Raw genomic sequence first — 13,471 nt, 5'->3', positions numbered from 1 at the left:
AGCTGTTACCCAACCAAAATTCAAACTACAACTAATGAAAAAAACTATTCTTTATGCTGGCTTATTTACGTATTCCATTTTTGCTACAGCACAAAATTCCGAGCTAAAAATCAAAGTAGCTCAAAAAACAGCGACATTAGAACCCAAAGTTATTACTTGGAGAAGAGATTTTCACCAAAATCCAGAATTAGGAAATAGGGAATTTAAAACTGCCGAAAAAATAGCCGCACACATGCGTTCTCTGGGTATTGAGGTTTAAACAGGAGTAGGTAAAACTGAAGTTGTGGGTATTCTAAGAGGAGGAAAACCAGGTCCGGTTGTTGCTCTCAGAGCTGATATCGATGCATTACCTGTAAAAGAACGAACAGACATTCCTTTTGCTTCCAAAGCAGAAGGGGAATATAATGGTCAAGTAGTTCCTGTTATGCATGCTTGTGGGCACGATACACACATTGCAATTTTAATGGGAACAGCCGAAATTTTAGCATCTATAAAAAATGATTTAAAAGGAACCGTTAAATTCATTTTTCAACCTGCTGAAGAAGGACCGCCTGAAGGCGAAGAAGGAGGAGCACCATTGATGATCAAAGAAGGCGTCCTTGCGAATCCCAATGTAGATGTTATTTTCGGATTGCATATTAATGCTCAAACAGAAGTTGGCAAAATAAAGTATCACCCAAAAGGTACAATGGCAGCATCAGATTGGTTTAAAATAAAGATAATGGGCAAACAAACGCATGGCGCTTATCCATGGCTTGGAATTGACCCCATTGTTACCGCTTCTCAGATTATAATGGGATTGCAAACCATTGTTAGCCGAAATGTAAATATAACAGAATCAGCAGCAGTTATAAGTGTTGGACAAATAAATGCAGGAGTACGAAGCAATGTCATTCCAGAGGAACTTACAATGAATGGTACCATACGTTCTCTGGACAGCAAAGTACAGCAGATGGTTCATTTCAGAATAAAACAAATTGCAACGGCAATAGCCGAAAGTGCCGGAGCCACTGCAGATGTAACCATAACCAACAAAACTGCTATTACTTACAACGACCCATCATTGACCGAAAAAATGATTCCAACATTAGAAGCTGTTGCTGGCAAAGAGAATGTTCTACTGACTCCTGCTGTTACAGGTGCCGAAGATTTTTCGTTTTATCAGGAAAAAATACCGGGTCTTTATTTCTTTTTGGGTGGCGCGCCTAAAGGCAAACCAATATCAGAAACTGCTCCGCATCACACTCCAGACTTCTATATTGACGAGGGTGGTTTTGTATTAGGAATGAAAGCGATGTCCGAATTAACAATAGACTACATGGAAATGAATGCAAAAAAATAAAACCTTAAAATTTTAAAAAAAACAACCGAAAAGAGATTTTCGGTTTTTTTATGCCTTTAAGTGAAGATAAAACTACAAACAACTGATTTACATAAACTTAAATATATTTTTCACCATTTTTTTGTAAATTTACTTCAATAACTTGAACTGTTTCCATACAAAGGATTTTAAAAACCGTATAAGGAATTTATAGAAAATCAAATCAATTATTAGCCTGTAAAATGAAAGAACTTGTAACATATTTTAAAACCAGAAAAAGTGCTTTGAACCTCATTTTGGAAAAAGCACCCGAATCATATACTGTCGAAAATTTTCATGAACTCCGAGTTGAAATCAAGAAAATGAAAGCATTATTTGAGTTGACTGCCTTTTGTAACAGGAATTTTAAACCAAGAAAAACCTTTAAACCTTACAGCGTTATTTTCAAACAAGCCGGAAGAGTACGAGAACATCAACTGCAACAAACCATTCTTGAGGAACAACCCTGTTTTAATTTACTAAAAAAATATCCGAATCAACTAAAAAAGCTTGAGACCAAAGAAATACAAAAATTTTTCTTGCTGGCAAATAAACGCTTGACCAAAAAGTTGAAAGAAAAATACCCAATAATCATCGATTTTCTAGCAAAAACAGGCAAAAAAAAAGTAAATCGCTACCGGAATAGAATGAGAAAGGAGATAAAAAAACTAATCCGTAAAGATATTTTTAAAAAGAATGAAATGCACCATTTTCGGAAACGATTAAAAGTGTACCAATACAATGAGAAAATCTTTCCTTTCGACCCATCAAGAAAACTGATTTCAACTCAAACGGTATTGTCGGATATGCTTGGAGAATGGCACGATTACGAAGTTGCTATCCTCCATTTGAAAAAAACAATCCCATTTTATAAGACAAATTCAAAAGAAACAAAGCATCTTAAAACTATCAAGGCGGTGGTAAGTTTAAAAAGAGAATTGTTATTTCATAAAATAAATGCAAATTTACCTTGCAATGCTTTGGTGTAATAAATAGAATTCAAAAAACTATCCACTAAGCTAATCCTGCAGTGTTTTCATAAATAATATCAAAATCAATAATAGCATGCGCCAAAACGGAATTAAACGCTGGAGCATTTAGAACAGTTATGCTTGAAATTGATGAACCACTGCGGAATAAGATTAATAATACGTCCTTATATTAGTATTTATTCTGCTACTAAACTTTCTAGATATGCCAAGAATCTGGATATTATACCCCTACTATTTTCGCTTGTTAAATTTTTTTTTTCAACTTTTTCAAATTCGTTAAAAGTAGAAATAAAGAAGGTAACGAAACATAAAATTACCACTACTGTCATGATAATTAATTCTACATTTTCCATATTATTTTTTGAGTTTAAGGTTTAAAAATATTAGAAACCCTAAAATTGTTGGGGGCCATAAACCAATAAAAATAGCACGCTGAGGATCTTTTAATACAATGTAAAAATATTCAGAAGTAAAAATCAACGCCACAACCAGTACTAAAATTAAAATTTCAGATTTTTTAAATTTTTCAAACATATTTATACTTTTATGATTTCTTATTAAATCTACTTCCTAAAAGATAGATTCGGTAGTAAAATTAAAGTGCTTTAAAAATAAATCAATTATTATTTTACTAATAACTATTGATTGTAATCGAAATAAACAAAGAAGATAATGTATAAAAATTAGGATTAAAGAAAAACATAAATAAACATGACCATCAGTATACAAAATTATCGTATTGTATTACGGACAAAAAAAGATACTGACAGTCCAAAACTGCCTATAGAAACAGAGAATAAATCATTATTTTGGAAAATAAAAAACAGTATGAGCACGCAATCAATCACTATTAGTTTTTAACATCTGAGAATCTAAAAATCTACAACGTAACGAAAAAGCATAACATCCAATTTAAAAAAACTAAACAAACGCTATAAAAAACTGATAGATTTAGTAGAAAAACTGAAAGTCAGTGGCTATAATGCTAAATATAAGCCACCACTACCAATTAATTAATAATAAATGATAGTGGTGGCAATTCGCGAAATTCATGTCAAAGCTGAAAAATATGTAGTACAACCTAAATTTCTATTCCGATTATTTTTGGTTCAAAATCGCACCAATCATCAAGGCACATTTTTCGCCATCAATAGCGGCAGATATAATCCCACCCGCATAACCCGCGCCTTCTCCACAAGGATAAAGTCCTTTTATTTGAACATGCTCGTAAGTCAATGGATCTCTGGGAATACGTACCGGCGACGATGTTCTGGATTCCGGAGCATGAAGTACCGATTCATTGGTCAGATAACCACGCATCGATTTTCCAAATTCAGTGAATCCTTCTCGCAATATTTGTGTTAGAAATCCGGGAAAAACCTGTCCCATTTCTACTGAAGTCGTTCCGGGTACATAAGATGTTTTAGGAATATCTGATGAAACCCTATTTTGCGTAAAGTCGATCATGCGTTGTGCAGGAACTTTTTGACTTTCACCTGCCAAATGCCAAGCGCGTTGTTCGATACTTTTTTGGAATTCCATTCCGGCCAAAGCACCAAATTTGGCAAAAGGTTTAAAATCCTCGAGTTGCAGTTCAATTACAATTCCGGAATTGGCGGTAGCCTGATCCCTTTTGGATGGCGACCAACCATTCGTCACCACTTCGCCGGGACTCGTTGCACAAGGTGCAATTACGCCGCCAGGACACATACAAAACGAATACATTCCCCTTCCTCCTACTTGTTTCACAATAGAATATGGAGCTGGAGGTAAAAAATCTCCACGATAATCACAACTGTATTGAATACTGTCAATCAATGATTGTGGATGCTCTGCCCGTACGCCCAAGGCAAAAGGTTTGGCTTCGATAAAAATCTTTTTTCGATCCAATAATTCGAAAATATCCCGAGCTGAATGTCCAGTGGCTAAAATAATTTTATTAACAAGAATCGTATCGCCTTTTTGGGTAACAATACCTTGCACTTCATTATTTTTCAGTAAAATATCTGTCAAGCGTGTTTCGAACAGAACCTGTCCGCCAAATTCGATAATTTTCTCGCGAATATCCTGAATAATTTGAGGTAATTTATTGGTTCCAATGTGTGGATGTGCTTCAATCAGAATATCGGCTGAAGCTCCAAAAGCAACAAATAATTCCAAAATTCTGGTTACATCACCTCTTTTTTTAGAACGCGTATAAAGCTTTCCGTCCGAGTAGGTGCCTGCTCCGCCTTCGCCAAAACAATAATTAGAATCTTCGTTCACAAGATGATCCACATTGATGGCTTTCAAATCGCGTCGTCTGCCACGAACATCTTTTCCACGTTCAATAACGATTGGTTTCAACCCTAACTCTATCAATTGTAATGCAGCAAAAAGTCCCGCAGGCCCTGCGCCAACAACAATTACTTCTTGAGCCGAAGAAACGTTTTTATACTCCGGAAGTTGTAGTTTTTGCTCTTGAAAAGGTTCACCCTTCATGAAAATCAAAACCTTAAGATTGATTTTAATGGCTTTTTGGCGGGCATCAATCGATCTTTTTAGGATAGAAACATGCTGAATTTCATTTACAGAAACGCTAATTTGTTTGGATAAATGATTTTTTAACAACAAATCATTTGCTGCAATTTCCGGTGATACTTGTAATAAGAGTTCTTGAGGCATTTTCTAAATTATTCGATTTTTAAATTATTAGACTTTGATAAACCGTCCAACAATCAGGGTACAAAAGTAGTATTTTGTGGTGAATTCTTGTTATTGAAAGTAGATTCCGTTGTTCAACTTTTCAAATTAGCTTGTTTTCAATTTAGACTTTGTAACTTTGTCCTTTAAAACAGGCAACCATTTAAACCGTTAACCGATTAATCTTAGAAAAAATGTCTAGAAAAATAAAATTGATTTGGGATTTTCGTGGACCTGCTTCCGCAAAAACAGCCGAACATCATGAGATTCACTTAAAAGAATATATCGCAATTGAAAAACTACCGTTGAGCATTACCGGTTTTGAAATTCAAGGCGAAATGCAAGCCATTGCTTTTATGGTTGTCACCGATGAAAACATGATTCAGGTTCGAGATGCTTTGAAACCGCATCGTGGAGAGTTATATGTAGTCTAAAGTCATAAAGTCGAATAGCTAAATATCCAAAGAAATACCAAAACGGTAAAACTTTTGACTTTAAAACTTTCGACTTTATGACTAGTTTGCCACTTCGCTGATAAATTTGATACGCATCAGACGCAACTCGTCCAAATCATAATCTCCATCAAATTCTTTTAGGGCCGATTCAATATTATCGGATTCAGATTCCATAAAATAATCGTGAATTTCTTCCTGCTGATCGTCATCAAGCATATCATCAATCCAATATTTGATATTCAGTTTGGTTCCAGAATAAACAATCTGTTCCATTTCTTTAATTAGTGCATCCATATTGATTCCTTTTGCGGAAGCAATATCATCGAGAGATAATTTTCTGTCAATGTTTTGAATTATATACAGCTTATTGACTGAGTTCACTCCGGTCGATTTTACCACTAAATCCTCCGGACGAATGATGTCGTTTTCTTCCACATAGCGACTAATTAATTCTAAAAATTCCTTGCCGTATTTTTTGGCTTTCCCTTCTCCAACCCCATGAATATTGATCAATTCTTCTTGAGAAACGGGATATTTCAATGCCATATCTTCCAAAGATGGATCCTGAAAAACCACAAATGGCGGAACGCCAATTTTTTTGGCTACTTTTTTACGCAAATCTCGTAACATTCCCATAAGAACTTCATCAGCAACTCCTGTAGATTTTGAAGCAGTGACTATCGCCTCATCCACTGATTCATTGTACTCGTGATCTTCGGACATCATAAACGATTGCGGATTTTTTATAAAATCCAATCCTTTATCCGTAATTTTTACAATACCATATGTTTCAATATCTTTCGATAAAAATCCGGCAACCAGAACTTGTCGCAACAAGGCCATCCAGTATTTTTCGTCATGATCGGAACCACATCCAAAAAACGACTGCGCATCCGTTCTATGTGCTTTGATTACCGCATTGACACGACCAATCAATGTAAAGACAACCTCTTTTGATTTGTATAAATGTTTCGTATCCCTAACTACTTGCAACAATTGTACTACTTGATCCTTAGCCTCAATTTTTGTTTTCGGATTTCTCACATTGTCATCCATATCAGCGCCTTCGCCTGTAACATCATTAAATTCTTCGCCAAAATAATGCAACAGAAACTTTCTTCTAGACATCGAAGTCTCGGCATAAGCCACTACTTCCTGTAACAAAGCAAATCCTATTTCCTGTTCGGCAACGGGTTTCCCAGACATGAATTTTTCTAATTTCTCGACATCTTTATAGGAGTAATAGGCTAGACAATGTCCTTCGCCACCATCACGACCGGCACGACCTGTTTCTTGATAGTAACTTTCCAGTGATTTAGGAATATCATGATGAATAACAAAACGCACATCAGGTTTATCAATTCCCATCCCAAAAGCGATGGTCGCCACCACCACATCAACATCTTCCATAAGGAACATGTCCTGATGTTTGGCTCGGGTTTTAGCATCCAATCCTGCATGATACGGCACGGCACTGATTCCGTTCACCTGCAAAACTTCGGCAATTGCCTCCACTTTTTTGCGGCTCAAGCAATAAATAATACCGGATTTTCCTTTATGTTGTTTGATAAACCGAATAATATCCGATTCGATATTCTTCGTTTTAGTACGTACTTCGTAATATAAATTAGGTCTGTTGAATGATGCTTTAAAAGTTGTTGCATCAGTCATATCTAAGTTTTTCAGAATATCTTCCTGTACTTTTGGTGTCGCTGTAGCTGTCAAACCTATAATAGGAACATCACCCAATTGCTTGATAATATGTTTTAGATTGCGGTACTCCGGTCTAAAATCATGTCCCCATTCTGAAATACAGTGTGCTTCATCAATGGCTACAAAAGATATTGTGACGTTTTTTAGGAAATTCACATATTCCTCTTTGGTCAATGATTCAGGGGCTACATATAGCAACTTGGTCAGTCCAGAAGTAATATCTTTTTTTACTTGGGCAATTTCAGTTTTGGTAAGAGAAGAGTTTAAAACATGAGCCACACCATTTTCAGAAGACAAACTCCTGATGGCATCCACCTGATTTTTCATTAAAGCAATTAAAGGGGAGACCACAATGGCAGTTCCTTCCTGAATTAAAGCAGGTAATTGATAACAAAGTGATTTTCCTCCGCCAGTGGGCATTATCACAAATGTATTCTGTTGATTCAGGATGCTTTTTATGACTTGCTCCTGCAATCCTTTAAATTGGCTAAAGCCAAAATACTTCTTTAATTCTTTGTGTATGTCAATTTCGTTTGGATTCATTCTTTATTATGTGGTATTTTGTATAAATTTGCAACACCTAAAGGTACAAATTTCTTTTACACATACAAATTTTAATCATTCTGTTTTGATCACCAAAGAAAATATATTGGCTAGTGCCAAAAAAACTATCTTATCGGAAAGCCAATCTATAGCTAAACTAACTGATTTTCTGGATGAAAACTTTATCGAAGCGACACAAAAAATCTATAATTCGAAAGGACGATTAGTAGTAACAGGAATTGGAAAAAGTGCTATTATTGCCCAAAAAATAGTAGCTTCTTTTAATTCTACCGGAACGCCGTCACTTTTTCTGCATGCTTCTGAAGCCATTCACGGTGATTTAGGCATGATTCAAAACGAAGATGTGATCATTTGCATTTCAAAAAGTGGCAATAGCCCTGAAATAAAAGTACTGGTTCCGCTATTAAAACGTTTTGGAAACACCTTAATTGCAATCACCGGTAACATGACATCGTTTTTAGCTAAAGGTTCTGATTTTGTTCTGAACACTACGGTAGATGCAGAGTCTTGTCCGAACAATCTGGCGCCTACAAACAGCACCACTGCACAACTTGTAATGGGAGATGCCCTTGCTGTTTGCCTGATGGAAATGCGTGACTTCAAACCAGAAGATTTTGCCATATACCATCCGGGAGGTGCATTGGGAAAAAAATTACTGTTGCGTGTCAAAGACATGTTGGAACACAGCCTAAAACCTATGGTTTCACCGGATGCATCCATCAAGAAAGTAATTTTCGAAATTTCCGAAAAACGTCTTGGAGTAACAGCAGTAGTTGAAAACAACAAAGTAATCGGAATTATTACCGATGGTGATATTCGAAGAATGTTAAGCGACAGAGATACTTTTGCCGATTTAACCGCCAAAGATATCATGACTAAAAATCCAAAGATGACAACTTCCAGCGCTATGGTAGTGGATGCATTGAATATAATGGAAGATTTTTCCATCACACAATTAGTAGTTGTTGACGAAAGCGAATATAAAGGCGTATTGCACTTACATGATATTTTAAAAGAAGGAATAGTATAATGACAAAAAAGAACTTAAACGAGATGTCGTTTTTAGATCATCTTGAAGAATTAAGATGGCTACTAGTTAGAAGCACAATTGCAATATTAATCTTGGCCACCGTCACTTTTTTTATAAGTGATTACATTTTTGATGTTGTTATTTTTGGCCCCACAAATGCCAATTTCATAACCTACCGCTTCTTTTGCGACCTTTCCAATCAATTGGGTTTTGCTGAAAGCATCTGTGTAACGGACATGCCTTTTATTATCCAAAATACAAATATGGAAGGCCAAATCAACGTTTTGATTTGGACCTGTATCACCGCTGGTTTCATTTTGGGTTTTCCCTTTATACTGTGGGAGGTTTGGAAATTCATCAGCCCTGCTTTATACGATTCAGAGAAAAAACATGCTAAACTTTTTATTTTTTCGTCTTCGTTACTTTTCTTTCTGGGTGTACTTTTTGGCTATTATGTAATCGTACCCATGTCTGTCAACTTTTTCGCTACATTCACCATCAGTGATGTAGTAAAGAACCAATTTAGTATTGATTCGTATATAGGATTGGTAAAAACAAGTGTGATCGCTTGCGGGTTGTTCTTCGAATTACCAATAATTATCTATTTCCTGACCAAACTAGGTTTAGTAACTCCGGTTTTCTTAAGGAAATACTGGAAATATGCTGTAATTATCATTCTGATAGTGGCGGCAATTGTAACACCGCCGGATGTGGTAAGCCAAATCATTGTAACCATTCCGATGTTGTTAATTTATGAAGCGAGTATCCTTATTTCAAAAATAGTAGTAAAAAATCAAAAAAAAGTAAATGGCTGATATAATAGAAGAATTCAACGAATATCGTTCTAGAATGAACGAAAAATTATTGGCAGACAATAATAAAATAGTAAAACGTATTTTTAATCTAGACACGAATGCTTACGCAGCCGGAGCCTTGGATGTAAAAACGAAAGAATTACTGGGATTAGTGGCTTCGGCAGTTTTAAGATGCGATGACTGCGTAAAATACCATTTGGAAACCAGCCATAAAGAAGGCGTTACCAAAGAAGAAATGATGGAAGCTATGGGAATTGCAACCCTTGTGGGCGGAACAATTGTAGTACCACATTTACGTAGAGCCTATGAATTCTGGGAAGCATTAGAAGAAACTGCAACCAAATAATTTGTTAAGAAACAGAATCGTTTAATTGTTTATTCGTTTATTTGACACGAGTAAGCAATTAAATGAGTAAGCAGTTTTACAGTTAAACGATTAAACCAAAAAAAATGAAATTAAGAGCCGAAAATCTGATTAAAACCTATAAAGGACGTAGTGTTGTCAAAGGCATTTCGGTGGAAGTGAATCAAGGTGAAATCGTTGGACTTTTAGGACCAAACGGTGCTGGAAAAACAACTTCATTTTATATGATTGTAGGATTGGTTAAGCCAAATTCAGGCAATATATTCTTGGATGATTTGAACATCACCGATTATCCAATGTACAAAAGAGCACAGCAGGGAATTGGGTATTTGGCTCAAGAAGCTTCTGTTTTCAGAAAACTAAGTATTGAGGACAATATCCTAAGTGTGCTTCAATTAACAAAATTATCCAAAGCCGAGCAAGAAGCAAAAATGGAAAGCTTAATTGCCGAGTTTAGCCTAGAGCACATACGTACTAACAGAGGTGATTTACTTTCCGGTGGAGAACGTCGTCGTACTGAAATTGCACGCTGTCTGGCCACAGATCCAAAATTTATTTTACTGGATGAGCCTTTTGCGGGTGTCGATCCAGTTGCCGTAGAGGATATTCAGAGAATTGTAGCCCAGCTAAAAAATAAAAATATCGGTATTTTAATTACTGATCACAACGTACAGGAAACTTTAGCGATTACAGACAAAACCTATCTGATGTTTGAAGGCGGAATTCTAAAAGCGGGCATTCCGGAAGAACTTGTTGAAGATGAAATGGTCCGTCGCGTCTATCTTGGACAAAATTTCGAGTTGAGAAAAAAGAAATTGGAGTTTTAAAATCCCAATATTCACTTGTAGAACTTTATAGAAAAAATATCATCCTTGAATAGTTTTTTGTTATTCCTATTAAGATAATAAAGAAGTCTAGTATAGAAAATTCTCGTCATTTCTTTTTATAAACAGCGTCGTATCAAGACATTCTTATTTTTTTTCAAGTCTACAAATTTTTTATCAGCGGCTTTTTTTGAGTCACAAAAAGAGTATTTTTCGCCGCAGTAAAATCTAATATCTTGAGAACTTTGAAAGTTTATATTTTTGTATATTTCTTTTAATTACTTTCTGATATCAATTCTTAAAAAAACAAAACCTAGAAAAAAGTTTTATACAGTAAAATTAGTCTCAACTAGATTTTTAGATAAAATTACTATTCTATATTCCGCCTGTAAAGATACGTTTGTGTTTAATTCAAACGTCGTAATAGTACTAATAAACTCACTGAAAATCATTAGGATATACATTAATTTACGTGTGTTTTCTTTAAGAAATTAATCGATAATACAACTATCGATTGTAATACAATTATAGGCTTCTTTGGGGTTAATGGTGAAAATTGAAAGACAATACAAAAAGTACCTACGTTCTTTTAATACATGGGAATCTAAAGAATTTGATCTTCAAAGGATTATTTACAATCAAAATATGGGGACTCGTTTAGCCAACGTTGAAGTACCTATGTCCCAAGTAAAACTTCACACTATTGCACGAATAAAGAAAGTAAAGATAAGAAAAAGGTGGTAAATGGTTAAAATGAATGAAATAAGACCGAAAAAAGCTCAAATCTAAATGCTGTGGGGAAATGTAAAATTTTGATATTTGTATTTCGGAATTAGAAATAAATGCAAGATTCTTACAGCGAACTCATTAAATTATTAATACCATAACCTATGTTCAAATACTTTGAACGGTCTCCGTATAAAAAAGGAGAAGAAATACTTTATCTTTATTTAAAGGATATCTATTGAATTCAGCAAGAAGATAGACAAAATAATTTGAGATCACAAGGACTCTTAACGGGATTTTACTTTATAACTTTCAAATTCGAGGACTTATAACCATCATGTACATGTAGCATAAGATGAATTAATGAAGACAATAAACAAATTGTTTTTAGAGACTTCAATTTAATAACTGAAGGAACTCAGATAACACAAGAGTTGGAGACTTTTTTAAAGAAATCAACACTTTCCAATAATGACTTTAATCCTATTACTTCTTTTAAGAGGTTAACGGCATAAAAATGTAACTTCCATACAAAGATACCCTTAGTGATTCTTATAAATCGGGATCAAGTTTCACACCTAAAGAGTATTTTTCTTTTATCTATAAACAAACGCTTGGCACTAGATAAAACTTCCTTATTTAGTAGAGAACCCCTTACCATTTTTAACCAGCTAAGCTGAAAGGAAAAAGCGTTTAATAGTTCCGATAATTACTGGAATCAGAACTGATACTGTAATCGCTATAATACAAAAATAGTCATTCACAATAAAGATATCGATGTAGCAGTTGTGGTGAATACAAATATAGGATGGGTTAAGAAGAAATATTTTCTAAACTGGATAAGTAATGACCTACTTCCATATTCAAAAACTTGATATAAAAGCTTTACAAAAAATCTAAATCAAATACTAATTACATACTAAAAACTCACAAAAAGAGCTTATTTAGAAATCCAAGAAAGAAAAAAAATTAGAATCAAAAGTCTTAACTAATGAAGACACACATAAAACAATAACTAACCAGAAGGTGCTACTTTCTGTGCCAAAACAACACTAAATGGTCAGGAAACTGTTAGAAAAAGCTGATTTATTATTTAATTGTATTATGATAATCGTAAAACATAAAATATAAGATAAGCTTTGTACTCTATGTTTAAAAAAAATAATGAAATAATTGGCCTTGCAAAATTACCCAAGTAACACTAAAAATAACTAAAACTAGACTAATTCATTTAATCCAATAGCTCGAACAATAATAAATCATTACCAAAAAATATTCAATAATTTTGATAACAAAAATACAAATGCTTCAGCGGAAATGAAATTCATAAATTCTAATAACAAAAAATAGAAGTCATTTTTTAATACAAAAATAAAAACATTTATAGTACAATTCAGAGGGGTAGCAAATATAGAATTCTATCTTTTCAGACTCACTAATTTATATTCATAACTTATCTAATCCACAAACTTTAGACTTGATCCTATTAATTGTAGAATAAAAACATAAGCAAAAAGCACTACAAAATAAAAAAAATTCAGCTAGCGTTTGCCAACTAAAGTTTTTAGTACTCAGAGCGGGACTTGAACCCGCACGAACATTGCTGTTCACTGGATTTTAAGTCCAGCGTGTCTACCAATTTCACCATCCGAGCATAATAATGTGGTACCTCCAGGGATCGAACCAGGGACACATGGATTTTCAGTCCATTGCTCTACCATCTGAGCTAAGGTACCTTTTACCTTTGTAATAATGAAAAGGATTAATAAAAAACCCTATTCCGAAAGGAACAGGGTTTTCAAAGAAAGGCGACGACATACTCTCCCACATAACTGCAGTACCATCTGCGCAGGCGGGCTTAACTACTCTGTTCGGGATGGGAAGAGGTGAGCCCCGCCGCAATAACCACCTTAAGAGGTTATAATTGCTTTGGGCAATTACTGTAA

9 protein-coding genes, 2 tRNA genes, 1 rRNA gene and 1 pseudogene are annotated in these 13,471 nt (G+C 34.7%); 7 read left to right on the top strand and 6 right to left on the bottom strand.

Annotation, left to right across the window (positions count from 1 at the left end):
- Positions 1-34: 34 nt before the first annotated feature.
- Together G7A72_RS12375 and G7A72_RS12370 are read left to right on the top strand one after the other, a co-directional pair.
- Positions 35-1,342, top strand: a pseudogene (locus G7A72_RS12375) (amidohydrolase).
- 221 nt (positions 1,343-1,563) lie between these two features.
- A complete protein-coding gene (locus G7A72_RS12370; protein ID WP_165152687.1) occupies positions 1,564-2,349 on the top strand; it encodes a CHAD domain-containing protein in 786 nt (261 codons plus the stop codon).
- A gap of 357 nt (positions 2,350-2,706) precedes the next feature.
- Here G7A72_RS12370 and G7A72_RS12365 read toward each other — a convergent pair whose 3' ends face one another.
- Both G7A72_RS12365 and G7A72_RS12360 read right to left on the bottom strand, forming a co-directional pair.
- Positions 2,707-2,886, bottom strand: a complete 180-nt coding sequence (locus G7A72_RS12365; RefSeq protein WP_113666471.1) for a hypothetical protein — start codon at positions 2,884-2,886, stop codon at positions 2,707-2,709.
- Between the two features lie 564 nt (positions 2,887-3,450).
- A complete protein-coding gene (locus G7A72_RS12360) occupies positions 3,451-5,016 on the bottom strand; it encodes an NAD(P)/FAD-dependent oxidoreductase (RefSeq protein WP_165152686.1) in 1,566 nt (521 codons plus the stop codon).
- A gap of 212 nt (positions 5,017-5,228) precedes the next feature.
- On the opposite strand from G7A72_RS12360, the gene G7A72_RS12355 reads away from it, so the two are divergent.
- Positions 5,229-5,468 carry a hypothetical protein gene (locus G7A72_RS12355; protein ID WP_113666473.1) on the top strand — a complete coding sequence of 80 codons (240 nt, stop codon included), beginning with the start codon at positions 5,229-5,231 and terminating at the stop codon, positions 5,466-5,468.
- 81 nt (positions 5,469-5,549) lie between these two features.
- On the opposite strand, the gene recQ is transcribed toward G7A72_RS12355, so the two are convergent.
- On the bottom strand, positions 5,550-7,745 hold the full coding sequence (recQ, locus tag G7A72_RS12350) for a DNA helicase RecQ (protein WP_165152685.1): 2,196 nt from the start codon (positions 7,743-7,745) through the stop codon (positions 5,550-5,552).
- Positions 7,746-7,830: 85 nt separating this feature from the next.
- Here recQ and G7A72_RS12345 point away from each other — a divergent pair, with 85 nt between their 5' ends.
- The 4 genes from G7A72_RS12345 (at position 7,831) to lptB (ending at position 10,802) form a co-directional block, all read left to right on the top strand.
- On the top strand, positions 7,831-8,796 hold the full coding sequence (locus tag G7A72_RS12345) for an SIS domain-containing protein (protein ID WP_165152684.1): 966 nt from the start codon (positions 7,831-7,833) through the stop codon (positions 8,794-8,796).
- Positions 8,796-9,611 (top strand): twin-arginine translocase subunit TatC, encoded by an 816-nt coding sequence (gene tatC, locus G7A72_RS12340; RefSeq protein ID WP_165152683.1) that lies wholly within the window; start codon positions 8,796-8,798, stop codon positions 9,609-9,611. The genes G7A72_RS12345 and tatC overlap by 1 nt, the downstream gene beginning before the upstream one ends.
- Positions 9,604-9,957, top strand: coding sequence for a carboxymuconolactone decarboxylase family protein (locus G7A72_RS12335; RefSeq protein ID WP_113635309.1), 354 nt, complete (start codon positions 9,604-9,606; stop codon positions 9,955-9,957). The genes tatC and G7A72_RS12335 overlap by 8 nt, the downstream gene beginning before the upstream one ends.
- 104 nt (positions 9,958-10,061) lie before the next feature.
- Positions 10,062-10,802 (top strand): LPS export ABC transporter ATP-binding protein, encoded by a 741-nt coding sequence (lptB, locus tag G7A72_RS12330; protein ID WP_113635311.1) that lies wholly within the window; start codon positions 10,062-10,064, stop codon positions 10,800-10,802.
- 2,291 nt (positions 10,803-13,093) lie between these two features.
- Here lptB and G7A72_RS12325 read toward each other — a convergent pair.
- From G7A72_RS12325 to rrf, 3 genes are all read right to left on the bottom strand, one after another.
- Positions 13,094-13,179, bottom strand: a tRNA-Leu gene (locus G7A72_RS12325).
- Between the two features lie 9 nt (positions 13,180-13,188).
- Positions 13,189-13,261, bottom strand: a tRNA-Phe gene (locus G7A72_RS12320).
- A gap of 67 nt (positions 13,262-13,328) precedes the next feature.
- A 5S ribosomal RNA gene (rrf, locus tag G7A72_RS12315) occupies positions 13,329-13,438 on the bottom strand.
- Positions 13,439-13,471 lie beyond the last annotated feature (33 nt).

The organism is Flavobacterium sp. Sr18 (assembly GCF_011064265.1).
Taxonomy (GTDB): Bacteria; Bacteroidota; Bacteroidia; order Flavobacteriales; family Flavobacteriaceae; genus Flavobacterium; species Flavobacterium petrolei.
Note: the sequence above shows the minus strand (reverse complement) of the source record. Positions and strands in the feature narration are given on the sequence as shown.